Annotated in this window: 13 protein-coding genes; 5 read left to right on the top strand and 8 right to left on the bottom strand. The window is 65.8% G+C overall.

Translation table 11 applies throughout. The features are described from left to right. Positions 1 to 56 precede the first annotated feature (56 nt). Positions 57 to 3,401: a PAS domain S-box protein gene (locus ABDV78_RS00265; RefSeq protein WP_343525125.1), complete on the top strand. Its 3,345-nt coding sequence runs from the start codon at positions 57 to 59 to the stop codon at positions 3,399 to 3,401. Positions 3,402 to 3,490: 89 nt separating this feature from the next. Here ABDV78_RS00265 and ABDV78_RS00260 read toward each other — a convergent pair whose 3' ends face one another. The 4 genes from ABDV78_RS00260 to glmU form a co-directional block, all read right to left on the bottom strand. After that, positions 3,491 to 5,293, bottom strand: coding sequence for a HAMP domain-containing sensor histidine kinase (locus tag ABDV78_RS00260; protein ID WP_343525124.1), 1,803 nt, complete (start codon positions 5,291 to 5,293; stop codon positions 3,491 to 3,493). A 65-nt stretch (positions 5,294 to 5,358) separates the two neighbouring features. Beyond that, the gene (locus ABDV78_RS00255; protein WP_343525123.1) at positions 5,359 to 7,269 is read right to left on the bottom strand and encodes an EAL domain-containing protein; all 1,911 of its coding nucleotides are present in this window, start codon (positions 7,267 to 7,269) and stop codon (positions 5,359 to 5,361) included. Between the two features lie 92 nt (positions 7,270 to 7,361). After that, positions 7,362 to 9,185: a glutamine--fructose-6-phosphate transaminase (isomerizing) gene (gene glmS, locus ABDV78_RS00250; protein WP_343525120.1), complete on the bottom strand. Its 1,824-nt coding sequence runs from the start codon at positions 9,183 to 9,185 to the stop codon at positions 7,362 to 7,364. Positions 9,186 to 9,190: 5 nt separating this feature from the next. Next, positions 9,191 to 10,558, bottom strand: a complete 1,368-nt coding sequence (glmU, locus tag ABDV78_RS00245; RefSeq protein ID WP_343525311.1) for a bifunctional UDP-N-acetylglucosamine diphosphorylase/glucosamine-1-phosphate N-acetyltransferase GlmU — start codon at positions 10,556 to 10,558, stop codon at positions 9,191 to 9,193. A gap of 60 nt (positions 10,559 to 10,618) precedes the next feature. On the opposite strand from glmU, the gene ABDV78_RS00240 reads away from it, so the two are divergent. Beyond that, the gene (locus ABDV78_RS00240; protein WP_343525119.1) at positions 10,619 to 11,311 is read left to right on the top strand and encodes an HAD-IA family hydrolase; all 693 of its coding nucleotides are present in this window, start codon (positions 10,619 to 10,621) and stop codon (positions 11,309 to 11,311) included. Here ABDV78_RS00240 and ABDV78_RS00235 read toward each other — a convergent pair. From ABDV78_RS00235 to ABDV78_RS00220, 4 genes are read right to left on the bottom strand one after another with little or no spacing between them, the layout of a single operon-like run. After that, a complete protein-coding gene (locus ABDV78_RS00235) occupies positions 11,271 to 12,299 on the bottom strand; it encodes a nucleotidyltransferase family protein (protein ID WP_343525118.1) in 1,029 nt (342 codons plus the stop codon). The genes ABDV78_RS00240 and ABDV78_RS00235 overlap by 41 nt on opposite strands. Further along, positions 12,284 to 13,129, bottom strand: coding sequence for an HprK-related kinase A (locus tag ABDV78_RS00230; protein ID WP_343525117.1), 846 nt, complete (start codon positions 13,127 to 13,129; stop codon positions 12,284 to 12,286). Before ABDV78_RS00230 ends, ABDV78_RS00235 begins: the two co-directional genes overlap by 16 nt. Then, a complete protein-coding gene (locus tag ABDV78_RS00225) occupies positions 13,126 to 13,404 on the bottom strand; it encodes an HPr-rel-A system PqqD family peptide chaperone (protein ID WP_343525116.1) in 279 nt (92 codons plus the stop codon). The genes ABDV78_RS00230 and ABDV78_RS00225 overlap by 4 nt, the downstream gene beginning before the upstream one ends. Positions 13,405 to 13,409: 5 nt before the next feature. Next, the gene (locus ABDV78_RS00220) at positions 13,410 to 13,757 is read right to left on the bottom strand and encodes a hypothetical protein (protein ID WP_343525310.1); all 348 of its coding nucleotides are present in this window, start codon (positions 13,755 to 13,757) and stop codon (positions 13,410 to 13,412) included. A gap of 188 nt (positions 13,758 to 13,945) precedes the next feature. Between ABDV78_RS00220 and ABDV78_RS00215 the strand changes: the two genes are divergently transcribed. The 3 genes from ABDV78_RS00215 to pstC all read left to right on the top strand — a co-directional run bounded on the left by ABDV78_RS00215 (position 13,946) and on the right by pstC (position 17,702). Continuing rightward, on the top strand, positions 13,946 to 15,187 hold the full coding sequence (locus ABDV78_RS00215; RefSeq protein ID WP_343525114.1) for an ATP-binding protein: 1,242 nt from the start codon (positions 13,946 to 13,948) through the stop codon (positions 15,185 to 15,187). Between the two features lie 95 nt (positions 15,188 to 15,282). Continuing rightward, positions 15,283 to 16,329: a substrate-binding domain-containing protein gene (locus tag ABDV78_RS00210; protein ID WP_343525113.1), complete on the top strand. Its 1,047-nt coding sequence runs from the start codon at positions 15,283 to 15,285 to the stop codon at positions 16,327 to 16,329. Further along, positions 16,326 to 17,702, top strand: a complete 1,377-nt coding sequence (gene pstC, locus ABDV78_RS00205; protein WP_343525112.1) for a phosphate ABC transporter permease subunit PstC — start codon at positions 16,326 to 16,328, stop codon at positions 17,700 to 17,702. The genes ABDV78_RS00210 and pstC overlap by 4 nt, the downstream gene beginning before the upstream one ends. Positions 17,703 to 17,708 lie beyond the last annotated feature (6 nt).

The following is a 17,708-nucleotide window of genomic DNA, read 5'->3' as shown; positions in this document are numbered from 1 at the left end:
CCAATCTGGTTCGGTTCAACAAAAATGCGCATCCACAATCAGGCTCCGATTCCCCAGTGACACGATCGAAGGACGAAGGGCCGTTTCCGGCCTGGAACGAAGACGCCCGGCTTGCGGCGCTGGATCGCTATGCCATTCTCGACACGGGCCGCGACCCCGCCTTTGACGATGTCGTCCGGCTGATCGCCGACGTGTTCGAGGCGCCGATCGCCGTGATCAACTTCATCGCGGCCGATCGGCAGTGGTTCAAGGCGGAGATCGGGGTCGGAACGGACAGCCTGCCGCTCGATGCGTCGCTATGTCGGCATGCGATCCTGCAACCCGGTCTGTTCGTCGTACCCGATACCCTGAAGGATGAACGGTTCATCCGAAACCCGCTCGTCGCGGGAAATCCTCGGCTCCGCTTCTATGCCAGTGCGCTGCTGGAAACGTCCGATGGGCTGCCGATCGGCACCCTGTGCGTGCTGGACACCAAGCCGCGCCCCGAAGGCATTACCGAAAGACAGCGCTTCACCCTGCAACTGCTGGCACGCCAGGTCATGGCGCAGCTCGATCTACGCTATGAGATCGCGATGCGCGAGGAGCGAACCCGGCAATTGGAGGCCGAGATCGCCGGGCGCGTCGCAGCGGACCAGGCGCATCGCGAAAGCGAACGCCGCCTGAACGCCGTGCTCGACAACACCCGCATGGCCGTGTTCCTGATGGATGAGCATCAGCACTGCGTCTATGCGAACGCGGCCGCGGAGGCACTGACGGGCTATTCGCTGCCGCAGATGACCGGACGGCCGTTGCACGACGTGTTGCATCACACCCGGCCCGACGGATCACATTACCCATTGGAGGAATGCCCGATCGACCGGGCCTTTCCCGAGCGATCGCAAATGGAGGGCGAGGAATTGTTCGTCCGGCAGGACGGCAGCTTCTATCCCGTCCGCTTCACCGCCAGTCCGCTGCTCGACGACCATGGGCGCCCCGTGGGCACGATCATCGAGGCGCGCGACATCACCGCCAGCCGTGCGCGCGACGCCGCGCTGCGCGAGTCCGAGGCGCGGTTCCGCAACATGGCGGACCACGCACCCGTCATGATGTGGGTCACGGATGCGACCGGCAACTGCACCTATCTGAACCGCGCTTGGTATGAATTCACCGGGCAATGCGAGGATGCGGCCCATGGGCTGGGCTGGCTGGATGCCGTTCATCCCGACGACCGGGGCTGGTCGGGCGACATGTTCCTCGCCGCCAATGCCGCGCGCAGGGCGTTCCGGCTGGAATACCGGCTGCGCAACCGCGACGGCAGCTATCGCTGGGCGATCGATGCCGCGTCGCCGCGCTTCGGCGCGGAAGGTGAGTTTCTGGGCTATATCGGCTCGGTCATCGACATCAACGAGCGCCGCGAAGCCGAGAACGCGTTGCGGATCAGCGAGGAACGCTATCGCACCCTCTTCGAGTCGATCGAAGTCGGGTTCTGCATTGTCGAAATGCAGTTCGAGGGCGACCACGCCGTCGACTATCGATTCATCGAGGCCAATCCGGCCTTTGAGAGACACACGGGGCTGGTCGATGCCACCGGCCGGACCGCGCGCGAACTGGTGCCCGGTCTCGAGCAATCCTGGTTCGATCGCTATGGCCATGTTGCCCGCAGCGGCGAGGCCGTCCGCTTTGAAAGCGGGTCGGACGTGATGGGCCGCTGGTTCGATGTCCATGCGCTGCGGATCGGAGCGCCAGACGCGAACCGGGTCGCCATCCTGTTCAACGATGTCAGCGCCCGGCGGCAGGCCGAATTGCAGCTGCGCGAGATCAACGACACGCTCGAACTGCGCGTCGAGGAAGCCGTGGCCGAACGCAAATTGTGGGCGGACGTCATCGAGAATACCGACGCGCTGATCGCGGTGATCTCATCCGAATTCCGCTATCTCGCGCTGAACGCCGCCTATGCCGACGAATTCGCGCGGATTTTCGGCGTGCGGCCGAAGGTGGGCGATCATCTGCCCGACCTGATGGAGCAGATGCCCGAACATCGCGAAGCCGTGCTCGCCATCTGGCGCCGTGCCCTGGCGGGCGAGAATTTCTCGATCGTCGAGGCGTTTGGCGACCCCGACCGAGCCCGCCCCTGCTACGAACTGCGCTACAATGCGCTGTATGACCGCATGGGCCATTTCGTCGGCGCGTTTCAATATGCCGTCGACGTCTCCGACCGGCTGCGCGACCAGGCCCGCCTTGTCGAGGCCGAGGAACAGCTTCGCCAGGCGCAGAAAATGGAAGCGGTCGGCCAGCTTACCGGGGGTATTGCCCATGATTTCAACAATCTGCTCGCCGGCATCATCGGCAGCCTGGAAATCATCGAGCGCCGCCTGTCGAGCGGCCGCGTCGATGGCCTGGATCGGTTCATCAACGGCGCCCAGACATCGGCGCAGCGGGCCGCCGCGCTGACGCAGCGACTGCTGGCCTTCTCCCGGCGGCAGACGCTCGATCCGAAGCCGACCGACATCAACCGGCTGGTGTTCGGGATGGAGGATTTGATCCGTCGGACGGTGGGCCCCGCGATCAAGGTCGAGGTCGTGGGGGCCGGTGGCCTCTGGCCTGCCAGGGTCGATGCCGCGCAGTTGGAAAGCGCGCTCCTGAACCTGGCGATCAACGCACGCGATGCGATGCCGACCGGCGGGCGGCTGACGATCGAAACCGCCAACAAATGGCTGGACGATCGTGGTGCCCGCGAACGGCAATTGCCGCCCGGCCAGTATCTGTCGATCTGCGTCACCGACAGCGGCACGGGCATTCCCAAGGATATCCGAGACCGCATCTTCGACCCGTTCTTCACGACGAAGCCGATCGGTCAGGGCACTGGTCTGGGGCTATCCATGATCCACGGTTTTGTTCGCCAGTCGGGGGGCCAGATCCGCGTCTATTCCGAAGAGGGACATGGGACAACGATGTGCCTTTATCTTCCGCGCCACCTGGGCGAAGTCGGTGACGATCAGGTGCCGGACGAAGCGATCATGGACGACGGCACCGGGCGAACGGTACTGGTCATCGATGACGAAGCCACGGTCAGGATGCTGATCGTCGAGGTTCTGCAAGACGCTGGCTATACCGCCATCGAAGCGGAGGACGGCCCTTCCGGCATGAAGGTCCTTCAATCCGCGGTCCCGATCGACCTGCTGATCACCGATGTCGGCCTGCCGGGCGGGATGAACGGCCGGCAGGTCGCCGATGCCGCGCGGGAATTGCGCCCCGATCTGAAAATCCTGTTCGTGACCGGTTTTGCGGAAAATGCAGCCGTCGGCAACGGGCATCTGGCACCCGGTATGGCGGTCATGACCAAACCATTCGTCATGACCGAACTGGGGAACAAGATCATCGAGATACTGGAGCCGCCGGCACTTCCCGACAGGCTGTCATGAACCTGCGGAGTTGGGTGACGACCTGATCCATCATCAGGCGGAGGGATACCCTGACGAGGACATGCCGTCGTTCCGACCCGCCTTCGCGGTCAGGCGGCCAGCCCGGTGGTGTCGTCCGCCGGGCCAGCGGCATCGAGGGTTAGGATCGCCACCGCTCCCATGGCTTTCCCTGCGCTCCGCAATTCCAACCTCCCACCCATGGTCGCCATCGAATTGGCGCACCAGTGGAGCCCCAGGCCACCCGACTTCTCGGTACGGGTGGAAAAACCCGGCTGGAACAACCGGGTCTGCTCGGTCGGATCAAACCCCTCGCCATCGTCGATGATGCGCAAGGTCACGCGTGCGTCTGAGCTCGTCGCGATGTCGACGGTGATCGCGCCACGATCGCGCCCGGTCGCGACGATCGCCTCGACCGCATTGGCGAGCAGGTTTCCGATGACCTGGCTCAGGATCAGGCGATTGGCGATGACCGGCACCGGATGGGTCGGGAAGGTGAACCGGATCGACACGCCTTGCGCATAGCGGGCGATGGTGGCGTTGCGCGCGACGATCTCGGTCACATCACATCGCTCGCGTTCAGGGCGCTCATGCGCTCTTGCCTGCTGCGCGCCGATGATCTCAAGCGTCTGGCGCATCGCATCGCGGCCGATGTCGAGCTGACGCCGAACGGCATCCCGCGCCCCCGCCTCGGCATCGAACGCAGTCCGAATAAAGGTCACGAGCTTCTCGCGACGGTCGGATGCGATGTCGGCACGACGCAGTTCCGCCAACGCCCGATCGATGAGCGCCCGGTCATTCTCATTCGGGTCGTTGGGATTCCGGCTCAGGATCGTGCCCAGCGGCGACAGCGCGTTGCGGACATTATGCAACACCCCAACAGCGCTTTCGGAGCGGCCCAGGGCGAAGCTCTGGATTTCATTCCGTTCGCGGAGATCCTTGAGCTGGCTGAGCATCGCGTTGAAGCTGCGGCCGAGCGAACCGAATTCGTCGTCTCGTTCGTCCTTCCCTTCAAAGGGCAGCAAGGTGCCCGAGACGCGAACCCGCTGCATATGCCGCTCCACCCGGTCGAGCGGTGCCAGGACCAGCCATCCGATGCCCCGACGCAGCATCAGGAGCAGGAAGAACAGCAGCAGGACCGAACCTGCGGTGGCGAGCAGCAACACGCGCTGCCCGAGCAACATGACCTGGCGCGAAAACCGGAAACGGGCGGTCGCTACTGGCGTTTCGCCGATACCCTTTACGGGCAAGGCGATTTCGACGAACTCCCGCCCGGACGTGACCTGCGTCCTAGGGCTCGTCGACGCTTCCTCAAGCTGCGCAGCCTTGCCCAGTGCGGCCGACAGACGGTGCGCGCTCAGTTGCCGAATGATCGCGACGGCACCCCGCGGCCCGTCCTGCCCAGGGACCTGGGCGACGCCCACCGCCAGCACGCGGCCATCGATCAAGACATAGAAATGCCCCGCGCCGCGATCCCGCAACAGGCGGTCGACGGAACCGCTTGCCAGCGTTCGCCCTAATCCGGCCTCAACCGCCAAGCCTTGGGTGTCGTCGACCGCGGGCCGCCATCGGACATACCATTGACGATCGGCCGCCGGGCGGTAGGCGGCTCCCTCCACGGCATGTTGTGCGAGTTCGGCGCGGGACCACTCCGCCATGGCTGCATTATTGTCCCGATCAGGCCGATTCTGGAGCGTGCGTGCGATGCTGGCGTGATCGCGCGCGATTATCTCGGCCGTCTCGGAAAAGTCGTTCAGGACTACGACTGCACGTTGGCGATAATCCTGCACCGCCTGCTCTTCCAAGCGGCTGAAACTGGGGGAGATGACCAGCGTCAGCAACAGGGCGAGCGCCAGTGCACCGCCAATGCCCGCCAGCGTCAGCACTTGCACCATCGTATCGCGCAGCGATCGTCGGCCGAAACCGGACGCAGTCCATCGCATGACATTGCGCATGTCGATCAACCCAGGACGTAACGGCTGGCCTGGTCCGTCGAAATCCCCTCCCCGTCATCGCCCCCCATCGTCAGGCGACCCCGGATCGCCAGTTCCCGGGCCTCCGCGGCGGGAACAGGCTTCGAAAACAGGAAGCCCTGAAGATGGCTGGCGCCCGCGACGCGCAACGCCTGCGCCTGTGCGGCCGTCTCCACGCCTTCGGCCACGACGCCCAGGCCCAGTGCGCGGCCGAGATGGATGATCGAATGGACGATCGCCGCCGATTCCCGCTCCCGTCCCATCCCATCAATGAAGCTGCGGTCGATCTTGAGGCTGTCGAGCGCGAATTTGCGGATGTTGTAAAGGCTGGAATAGCCCGTGCCGAAATCGTCGAGCGCGATCCTGAACCCCAATCGGCGCAGCTTGCACAAGGTCTGCGCCGCATGTTCGGCGTCGTCAAATATCGCGGTTTCGGTAATTTCGATCTGGACCCGGCCAGGATCGACGCCCGCCCTGCGAACGCTGTCGAGGACATGGCCGACGAAATGTGATCGCCGGAACTGGATCGGGCTGAAATTCACCGAGACATATTGGTCGGGCCAATGCCGGACCTCGGCCAGGGCCCGATCGAGCGCCCAGTCACCCAGTTCGTGGATCAGATTGCTCTCCTCGGCGATGGGGATGAAGATGGCCGGGCTGACCGCGCCATGCTCGGCCGTCGTCCAGCGGACCAGCGCCTCGAACCCGACAATCTCCAGACGGTCACGCCCCACGATCGGCTGGAATGCCAGGCTCAGTTCGTCGCGTGCGATCGCCTGGGTCAATCCCGCCTCGACCCTGCGCCGAACCCGGATACTCTCGTCCATGCACGCGTCGAAGACCCGGACGATCCCGCGACCAGACCGCTTGGCATCGTTCAGCGCCATATCGGCTTGCCGGACGAGATCGGCCAGGTCGTGTTCGTTGCACCCTTCGCTCATCACCAGGCCACAGGATGCGCCGCATCGGACCGAATGGCCGAGAATGCTGAAGGTCCGCGCGCATGCCGCCACGATCCGTTCGCACGCCGCGACCGCTTCGGCCTCGCCCTCCACATCGAAGGACAGGCCGAACTCGTCGCCACCCAGCCGTGCGACCATCGCCTTCTCCGGTGCGCTATGCTGAATTGTCTTGCAGATTTCACGGATCAGCGTGTCGCCCGCCAAATGGCCCAGCGTGTCGTTGACCTGCTTGAAGCGGTCGAGATCGAGCATCGCAGTGACGAAGCGACCCGGCATCCGCCCTCGCTCGTTCAATCCCCGAAGAAAGGCCGTCCGGTTTGGCGCATCGGTCAGCGGGTCATGCATCGCGACATGGATGGCGCGACTTTCGTTCGCCACCAACTCCGCGGTCTTCTCCTGCAGCGTGATGACCTGCGCCGCGAGAAGCGCGCGCGCCTCTTCCAGCTCGCGGTCGTTGCGCCAGCGTCGGCCGAGCGCGATCGCCGTCTGTGTGATCTCCGCGATTTCAAACGGCTTGGCGATGTAGAATATCTTGTCCGCCGGGCCCGCCACCTTGCTGATCGCGACCGGCGTGAAATCGGAATAGCCCGTGACGATAACCAGGTTGATATCGGGGTCGAGCGCGCGGATCCGGCGCGCAGTCTCGCGCCCGTCGATCCCCGGCGGCATGCGGATGTCGATAAAGGCGACCGCGAAGGGGCAGCCATCGGCCAGCGATCGCTCGACCGCATCGACGGCGTCCGCACCCTGATAGCAGTGACAGGGCTCGAACGAGACCCCGGCCTCGGACACGACATCCTCACCCTCGCCGAACAGGTCGGCCGCCATCGCGTCGATCGCGTAGCGAGCACTGCCCCGGTCATCGCCAAAGCCAGAAAAGCAGAGAGCGTAGCTGTCGTGGACCGCAGGCTCGTCGTCTACGATCAGGATACGCATGAGGTCACCATCGGCCCGTCAATACCAAATAAACGAGCCAATGGTAACAAGAGACGCTTAAAGTGACGTAAATGGACAGTTTCGCTAGAGTGTCACTCCACGGTGACGCTTTTGGCGAGGTTACGCGGCTGGTCGACATCGGTCCCCTTCGCCACCGCCACATGATAGGCGAGCAACTGGACCGGAACCGCATAGACGATCGGCGCGATCAGCGGATGTACCTTGGGCATGGTGATCGTTGCAATACAGCCCTGGCCCGCCGCCTCGATCCCGTCATAGTCGGAGATCAACACGACCTTGCCGCCGCGCGCCTGGACCTCCTGCATGTTCGAAACGGTCTTTTCGAACAGCGGGCCGGAGGGAGCAATGACGATAACGGGCACGGATTCGTCGATCAGCGCGATCGGACCGTGCTTCATCTCACCCGCCGCATAGCCCTCGGCATGGATGTAGCTGATCTCCTTCAGCTTGAGCGCACCCTCCAGCGCCAGCGGATAATCGGTGCCCCGGCCCAGATACAGGACATCGCGGGCACCCGCGATCGCGCCCGCCATACCCTCGATCGCCTCGTCATAGGCCAGCGCGCCATTGATCGCGGCGGGCGCCTCGGCCAGATGGCGAACGATCTGGCGTTCGTCATCCGCCGACAGACGCCCCTTGGCCTTGGCAAGGTTGGCGGCAAGCGCGGCCAGCACGCTCAACTGGCAGGTGAACGCCTTGGTCGAGGCGACACCGATCTCCGGCCCGGCATGGGTTGGCAGCAGCAGGTCCGCCTCGCGCGCCATCGAGCTGGTCGGCACGTTGACGACGGCCGCGATCGTCTGTCCCTCGGCCTTGGCATGGCGAAGGGCCGCCAGCGTGTCGGCCGTCTCGCCCGACTGGCTGATGACGATCATCAACCCGCCCGGCTCCATGACGGGCGCGCGATACCGAAATTCGGACGCGACATCGAGGTCGACCGGCACCCGCGCGAACTGCTCGAACCAGTATTTGGCGACCATGCCCGCAAAGAAGCTGGTGCCGCAGGCGACGATGGTGACGCGCTTGATGCCCGACAGGTCGAATTCCGGGATCGGCAGCGCGATCCGGCCTTCCAGTCGCTGGAGATATGAGCGGAGAGTCTGGGCGACGACGATCGGCTGCTCGTAGATTTCCTTCTGCATGAAATGACGGTGATTGCCCTTGTCGATCAGCGCGCCGGTGACGCCGGACAGGGTAACCGGCCGCTCGACAGGGTTGTTGTCGCGGTCATAGACCTGTGCGCCCTCACGGGTGCAGACAACCCAGTCGCCCTCATCCAGATAGGCGATGCGCTGGGTCAGCGGGGCCAGCGCCAGCGCGTCCGAGCCGAGATAGGTCTCGTCGTCGCCATAACCCACGACAAGCGGCGAACCCAGCCGTGCGCCGATCAGCAGGTCGGGCTGATCACGGAACAGGATGGCGAGTGCGAAGGCCCCATGCAGCCGAGGCAGGACGTCGCGAACGGCGGTCACGGGATCGAGGCCCTGCTCGACCTTCTCGCTGACCAAATGCGCGACGACCTCGGTATCGGTCTCGCTGGTGAAGACGCGGCCACGCCCGATCAGCTCGTCGCGCAGCGCCTTGAAATTCTCGATGATGCCGTTGTGGACGACCGCGACGTGATCGGTCGCGTGTGGATGGGCGTTGTTGGTCGTCGGGCCGCCATGCGTCGCCCAACGGGTATGGGCGATGCCGATCGCCCCGGGCAGCGGATGCGCCGCCAGTTCCTTGGCCAGATTGATCAGCTTGCCCGAGGCGCGCCGCCGCTCGATCGCGCCATGGTCGATGGTCGCGATGCCCGCCGAGTCATAACCGCGATACTCCAGCCGACGCAGCCCATCGAGCAGTCGCTCGGCCACATCTTCGCCACCCAAAATGCCCACGATACCGCACATACGCCTTACTCCCCGCTCTTCTTCGCGGCCTTCTTGGCCGTCATCATCTCGCGAAAACGCTTTGCCCAACCGGGCTTGCTCTGCCGCTCGGCGCGGACCAGCGCCAGCGCATCGGCCTCCACATCACTGGTGATGACCGCTCCGGCACCGACGATCGCGCCCGCGCCGATCCGAACCGGCGCAACCAGCGCGGAGTTGGAGCCGATGAACGCCCCCTCGCCGATCACCGTGCGATATTTCAGGAAGCCATCATAATTGCAGGTGATCGTGCCCGCGCCGATATTGGCGCCCGCGCCGACCTCGGCATCGCCCAGATAGGTCAGATGGTTAGCCTTGGCGCCGGGCCCCAGAACCGCCTTCTTCATCTCGACGAAATTGCCGACCCGCGCGCCTTCGCGCACGTCCGCGCCGGGACGGAGGCGTGCATAGGGGCCGATATCCGCGCCACCGGCGACCGTCGCACCTTCCAAATGGCTGAAGGCGTGGATCGCCACACCATCGGCCACCCGGACGCCTGGGCCGAACACGACATGCGGTTCGATCACGACATCGCGACCGATCACGGTGTCGTGCGAAAACCACACCGTCTCCGGCGCGACCAGTGTCGTGCCCTCCGCCATTGCGCGGGCCCGGCGGCGCGTCTGCCAGTCGCCTTCCACCGCCGCCAGCTCGGCCCGGCTGTTGACGCCCGCCACCTCGCTGGCGCCCGTCTCGATCACCGCGGAGTGACGGCCGTCGCCCGCCGCCAGCATCACGATATCGGGCAGATAATATTCACCCGCCGCATTGTCGTTGCCGACCCGTTCGAGCAGGCCGAACAGATCCTCCGAACGAACCGCCATAAGCCCGGAATTGCAAAGCGTTACAGCCCGCTCCTCAGGACTGGCATCCTTGAATTCGACCATCCGATCGATCCGGCCTTCGACATCGGCGATCACCCGGCCATAAGCGGCCGGGTCGACCGGGCGGAAGCCCAGCACGACAGCCGCCGGAGCGTCGTCCGCCGCCAGCCGATCGATCATCCGCCGCATCGTCGCCGTTTCGACCAACGGCACGTCGCCGTACAGGATCAGCACATCACCCTGGAAGCCAGCCAGCGCATCGCGCGCCTGCGCCACCGCATGGCCGGTGCCGAGTTGCTCCGCCTGCAATGCCGTACCGATGCCCAGCGGTGCGACCGCCGCCTCGACCTGTTCGCGCCCCGCTCCCGTCACCACCACCACACGTTCGGGCGAAAGACCGCCGACGCTGTCGATCAGGTGGAGTAGCATCGGCCGCCCGGCGATGGGATGCAGAACCTTGTGCAGGTCCGATTTCATGCGGGTGCCCTTGCCCGCGGCGAGGATGATGGCGGCGACTGGTCTCGTCATGATGGTTGCGCCTGCCATGGATTTCTTGCCAAGGCCAGCCAGACTATTCCATCGAGGCCGATCATGGACGCAAATTCATTCCGTCGTTTTCCCTACTCCATCGTCGGCTTCGATCTGGATGGAACGTTGCTGGACACCAGCGGCGATCTGGCGGCGGCGGTCAATCACGCCCTGGCATCGATCGGACGCCCGACGTTGAGCGTCGAGGTGGTCAAGCCGATGATCGGCGGCGGGGCCCGTCGGATGCTGGAACATGGGCTGGCCGCGACGGGCGGGGTCGACGATGAGACGCTGGACACGCTTCACCGCCGGTTGCTGGACCATTACGAGGCCAATCTGTCCGTCCACACCTGCCCCTTCCCGGGCGTGCTTGAGGCCCTGGACGAGTTGGCGGCTCAGGGCGTGACGATGGGCATCATGACCAACAAGCTGGAGCGCTTCGCGCGGGCCATCCTCAACGATCTGGGGCTGGCAGACCGGTTCGCCGCGATCATCGGCGGCGATACGCTGGGCGTGGCCAAGCCCTCGCCCGTTCCCATCCAGTCCTTGGTCGAGCGATGCGGTGGCGGCCGCGCGGCCTTTGTCGGGGATTCGATGTTCGACGTGCAGGCCGCGCATGCCGCCGGGCTGCCTGTCGTCGCCTGTTCGTTTGGCTTTCTCAGCCAGCCGGTCGACACGATGGGCGCCGATGCGGTCATCGATCATTACGATGCGCTCATCCCGGCGCTGGAGCGGCTGTCCCTTTCCGCCATTTGATCCATAGGTGCCGCAGCAGAAGCGGTATCGGCATGCGGATCAGGTGCGAGCGGACATAGAATGCGAAACGGGTGATGGGATGCCGCCCGCGCCCCCATCCGTCTCGCGCCATTATCCGACGCCGGTATAGCCGGTCGATTCCGGCAAGGCTCCGCCATTCGGATGGCACCGGCGTACCGAAGATCGCGTGGCTCAACCGCATCGCCCGGGCCATGGCGGAAAACAGGCCATGGTGGCGCGCGCGCTCCGCGACGCCCTGCATGCCTCCCTCCACGACCAGCGCGTGAATGTCCCACAGGTTGCGCAGGCCGCCCGACAGGTCGCCATCGGCAAAGAGATGCGCGGCGGCATGGACGATCATGTCCGGGTGGGACAGCACGGCCAGACCCCGGTTCAGGTTCACCGCCGCCGCCGTCAGCGCATCCGCATCGGGTTTCGCCTTCGCTGTCAAAGGCAGGATGCTGTGGTGCACGTCCAGCATGTGATCGCGGTCGCGGTGGATCAGCGGGGGCAGTTCGTGCATCCAGCGCCGGTAGTAAAAGTCGTCATACGGGTCCGACTTCACCCATTCCCACCCCGCCGCGATCAGCAACGCCTCGGCTCGCGACAGGAGATGACGGGGCAACAGGATGTCGCAATCCCCGATCGACCGCCCCTGCCCGGCGGCCAGCCCGGCAGCGACGAACGCCGTTCCTTTCAGGAGAATGACCGGACATCCCAGCGGCGCGAGGGCATGAGCGACGCGATCCGCCTCCCAAAGCGCGGTTCGCCGACCCTGTTCCGCGTCCTGCCGGGCATCGTTCAGGCAGGCAACGACATCACCCGGCAGCGCCAGCCCATCCAGCCGAAAGGCCAGGCTTCCCAGCAAGCGTTCCGCCCGCGCGGCGGTCAGGATATCGGGCCAGGCGGCCGCCGCCAGCGTCAACGCCGCGTCCGGCTCGCGCAGCAACCGCACCAATTGCTCCAGGGCGGTCAAAGCGCGTGCCACAGCGCCTCCACCGCCGCCACGCCGCTTGGACCATCGGGATAGTCCAGCGCGACCGCCGGAACCGAGGCGCGCAAGCGAACAAGCGCACGGAACCCCGCCTCCCCCAGGGCCATATAGTTGGTCGACGCCTGGGTCAGCCGCACAAAGGTCTCGGCGGGAGGAAGCGGACGACTGGCGATCGGGAAGCCGAAACGCGGAAACAGCAGCAGCGCGGGACGCGCGGGCTCGTCCATCGCCGCGATCGCCGCGACATCGGGAGCGACATGGCGAATCCGCCCCTTGGGCGTTCCCGTCAGCAGGGGGCCGGCGCGGCCATCTGGCGGGATCATCGCCAGACTTTCGTTCTTCAGGCTGATCGGCCTGGGAAAGGGCATGGCGAGCCCGCTGGCCGGATCGATCAGTGCGAACTCATCGCCCAGAAAGCGCCAGCCACGCTGCGCCAGCAACAGCGAAAGGGTCGATTTCCCCGCGCCCGACACACCACTCATGATGATCGCGCGTCCGCCGCTTTCCACCACCGAAGCGTGGAGAAGCAGGTGGCGATGATGCCCCAGCGCCATCTGCAGGTTCATCCCCAACTCGGCGGCCAGCAGTCCCTGCGACAGCGGCAAGGGCGCGGCTTCGGGCAAACGAAAATCGCCACCGATATGGACCGAGGGTCGGAACCAGCGCCGCCACGGGGCATGGGCTTCGAGCCGGACGGTATAGTCGGTAAAGGCCGGGCGGGGATAATCGTGATAGAGCGCATCCAGCGCCTCGACAGGCGCGGGCCAGTCCGACCCGATACGAAAGCCGACCGGCCCTACCTTAAGGGAAAGCCGGTATCTCACACCCGGTCGACCAGTCCGGCCGCCTCCAGCTCGCCCAACCGTTCGGCGAGAAGCTCCGCACCCTCGCCATCGCCCAGCTCGTAATCGCGCGCAAGACGGGCGAGCAATTCCTCGGCATCGAGCGGCTCCTGCGCCAGCACGGCCAGGATCTGCGGCGCCGGCTCGGTCAGCAGGTGCGTGATGCCGGAGGGACGGTGGAATATGGCCGTGAACAGGTCCAGCGGCTCGACCAGCACCTGATCCGCCGCCGCCGCGCGATAGCGCGGACCGGGCACGATGCTCAGTTGCCAGGCATCTGCAACGAGGCATAGCAGGTGAAACCGCCCTGCCCCCGCTGCAAGCGCCGGATATAGTTCAGATAGGCCCGGTTGCTGGAAACATCGGAGTTAGGCAACATCCCGCCCTGCAAAGCGCGCCGGACTTCCTCGCCGGTATAGGGCCGGCCGGGTGGCGCGAAGGCCCCCTGGGTCCGCGCGGGCACGGTGGATCCGTCGCGCGCGATGTAGCTGCCCGCCCGTCCCGGATCGGGAACCGGGATTTCGCAGGTCAGGACCGATCCGGCCGTCTGCGCCAGGGCCGGACGGATCGCGACCACCGCACTCGTCCCGACCGCCCCCAGCATCAGCATCCGGCGCGTGGTCGCGCCGTCGGCGGAGCGTGCATCGTCTTCGGTCGCAGTAGCGGGCGTCGGGATATCGTCCATGTCCATGCTACTTTCCCATATTCCCACTGGGCCGACAAGCGGCTGATCGGTCCCCACCCGGCCCGGTTCGGGAGGGAAGACAGGTCGCGCCCGGACCGCTACATCGGCGCATCATGGGATTCGGCATCCGTACCTTATGGGCCCTCGTCGTCGCGGTCGTCGCCGCCGCCGTCATCTTTCTGACCGCGGGGCCTGCGCCGGCGATCATCGCTTTGATCGGGGGGATAGCCGCCGCGCTCGTCGCCAGTGACGGGCAACCGAGCAGCGACGAGGGTGATGGTGCGCCCGACGACCGCGAGGATCCGGTATCGCCACTGCTCGAAGAGGCGCTGGACGCGATCGTCGAGCCAGTCCTGCTGATCGAACGGGGGCGGGTCGTACTGGCCAATCGCGCCGCCCGCCAGTTGCTGGGCGCGCATATCGTCGGCGATGATGCCCGCATCGCGATCCGTCACCCAGCCGCCGCCGAACGCCTGCTGACGGGCGGCCCGACAGAGCCGGACCAGCCCATTTCGCTTGTCGGCCTGGGCTCGCTCGACCAGCGTTGGGAGATGCGCATCGCCGACACGACGGGCGGCCAGCGCATCGTCCATCTGATCGACCAGACCGGGCAGGACGTCGCCGAGCGGATGCGGGTCGATTTCGTGGCCAATGCCAGCCATGAGTTGCGCACGCCGCTGGCCTCGATCCTGGGCTTCATCGAAACGCTGGGCGACGAGGCGGGCGAGGATGCGGAAATCCGTGCCCGCTTCCTGAAGGTCATGTTCGACGAGGCCAGGCGGATGCAACGGCTGGTCGAGGATCTGATCTCGCTCAGCCGGATCGAGGCAGACAAATATCGCCTGCCCGCGCAGCCGGTCGATCTGGGCGAAGTGATCCATCATGTCTGGGAGGAACTGCTCGACTCGGGGTCGACGCGCGCCTCGGATATCCAGTGCCATATTGCGGAGACGCTGCCACCGATTGCGGGCGACCGGGCGCAATTGTCGCAGATGCTGCACAATCTGATCGGCAATGCGATGAAATATGGCCGGGCGGACACGCCCGTCACCGTCACGCTGGATCGCGACGGTCCGATGCTGCGGCTGGCGGTGGCGGACCGTGGCGAGGGGATCGCGGCAGGGCATCTGCCCCGGCTGACCGAGCGCTTCTATCGTGTCGATTCAGGGCGCAGCCGGACATTGGGTGGCACCGGCCTGGGATTGGCGATCGTCAAGCATATCGTCGAGCGGCATCGCGGACGCCTGGAAATCGCCAGCGAGGTTGGCGTCGGCAGCACCGTCACCGTCCGCCTCCCTCCGCTGAAGTCGCCCGACAAGCCGGCGATCGAGACCATTGTCACAAAAGAGCAATAGAAATGTCACACGGGGGTCCGGCGGGCATGGCAGCGCCAGTCCGCATGTCGGTCCGCACGCCGGCCCGCACCGGGTTCGATGACATAAGGAAGTGAATGCGCCTGCCCTGCCTCATCGCCGCGATCCTGACGCTGGCGGCCTGTCACGATCAGGCCAATGGCGGCGGCGCGGGTGTGCGGGATCAGATCACGGCGGTCGGGTCATCGACCGTCTACCCCTTCACCACCATCGTCGCCGAGCGTTTCGTCGCGGCGGACCCCGACGCCAAGGCGCCCGTGATCGAATCGACCGGCACGGGTGCAGGCATGAAACTGTTCTGCGCGGGGCTGGGCGCGGGCCATCCAGACCTGGAGAACGCCTCGCGCCGGATGAAGGCGGCGGAATATCGCGAATGCGCCGCGCATGGTGCCTCCTCGATCCTCGAAATCCCGATCGGGATCGACGGTATCGCCTTCGCGGAATCGAAGCGGGGGCCGCGGATGAACCTGACCACCGCCGACATTTATCGTGCGTTGGCGGCGCGCCCGGGTGGGCGTGCCAACACCGCGCGGACGTGGCACGACGTCAATCCCGCGCTGCCCGCCATTCCGATCCAGGTCTATGGCCCGCCCGCGACCAGCGGCACCCGCGACGCGCTGGCCGAACTGATCCTGATGAAGGGCTGTGATGCCGTCGAGCCCAACGCGGCGGCGCTGGCGGCGCGCGATCCCGAAGCGCACCGGCAATTCTGCGCCCGGATCCGCGACGACGGTGCCTATATCGATGCGGGCGAGAACGACAATCTGATCGTCCAGAAGCTCCAGTCCAATCCCAATGCCATCGGCGTGTTCGGCTATTCCTATCTGGAGGAGAACCGGACGACGGTGAACGGCGTCAGCATCAATGGTGTCGCCCCGACCTATCAGGCGATCGCCGCCGATCGTTATCCCGGTTCCCGCCCCCTCTATCTTTATGTGAAAAAGGGGCATCTGGACGCCATTCCCGGCCTGCGCCGGTTCCTGGCGCTTTATGCCGAAAACTGGGGACAGGGTGGTCCGCTGGTACGACGCGGCCTGATCGCCTCACCGCAGGCGACCCAGGCGCGGGCCCGTGCGGTGATTGCCGGTGAAATCCCGCTGGACCCGGCGACACTGCCGTCATGAACGGGGCGATCCTCCTTGTCCTGGTCGTCGGGCTGGGTGTCATCGCCTGGGCCACGACGCGGATGCGCGCGCTGGGCTTTCGACGGCGCGCCGGTGTGCGGGTCAGTTCGCTGCCCCATCATCATGGCTGGTATGTCGCACTGTGGACGGCGGTGCCGCCGCTTCTGTTTCTGGCGGTCTGGGCCTCGACCTCACCCGCGCTGGTGACGGACATGGTGCTCTCGACCCCGGCTGCCGCCGGGCTGCCCGCGCCGGGCTTCGAGCGCGCGGCGATCCTGTCCGAAGCGCGGGCACTGGCGGCCGGACGCGCTTACGGCGCGTTCCATCCCTTGTCCAAGCTGCTCGCGCCCGCCTATTCCGTGGCGCAGACCCGGGCCGATTGGACCGCGACCGCGATCGTCCTGCTGCTGGGGCTTGCGGGGGGCGCCTATGCCTATCTGCGTGTCCGTCCCGATTTCTCGGCGCGGACACGGATCGAGCGGGTCGTGCTCGGCCTGTTGCTGGCGGCCTCGCTCATCGCGATCCTGACGACGGCGGGTATCGTCGCGTCGCTTCTGTACGAGGCCGGACGCTTCTTCTCGGTCGTGCCCGTCACCGATTTCCTGTTCGGCACGCATTGGAGCCCACAGGTGATCGACCCGCGCGATCCCGGCGCGTCGCTGGGCGCGGTACCACTGTTCTGGGGAACCTTCTTCATCGGGGCGGTGATCGCGATGACGGTCGCCATCCCCTTCGGCCTGATGAGCGCGATCTACCTCACCCAATATGCCGCCCCGCGCGCGCGCCGCATCATGAAACCGATGCTGGAGGTGCTCGCAGGCATTCCCACCGTCGTCTACGGGTATTTCGCGGCGCTTACCGTCGCGCCCGCCGTGCGACAGTTGGCGGTCGCGATCGGCATCGACTGGGCCTCGTCCGAAAGCGCGCTGGCGGCAGGACTGGTCATGGGGGTGATGATCATCCCGTTCGTGTCGTCCATGGCGGACGACAGTCTGGCCGCCGTGCCCGACGCGATGCGCGACGGCAGCCTGGCGCTGGGCGCCACCGCATCGGAGACGATCACCCGCGTCATGCTGCCCGCCGCGCTTCCCGGCGTGGTCGGCGGCGTGCTGCTGGCGGTAAGTCGCGCGATCGGCGAGACGATGATCGTCGTCATGGCCGCCAGCGGCGTCGCCACCCTGACCGCCAATCCCTTTGCCAGCACGACCACGGTGACGCGGCAGATCGTCGACCTGCTGACCGGAGAGGCGGAGTTCGACAGCCCCAAGACGCTGGCCGCCTTTGCGCTGGGCCTGACATTGTTCCTCATCACCCTGCTCCTCAACATCATCGCCCTGACGGTCGTGAAGCGGTATCGGGAAACCTATGACTAAGGGGCC

This window comes from Sphingomonas sp., assembly GCF_039594485.1.
Classification (GTDB): Bacteria; Pseudomonadota; Alphaproteobacteria; order Sphingomonadales; family Sphingomonadaceae; genus Sphingomonas.
The sequence above is the reverse complement of the archived record's forward strand: the minus strand, read 5'-3'. Positions and strand labels throughout refer to the sequence as shown.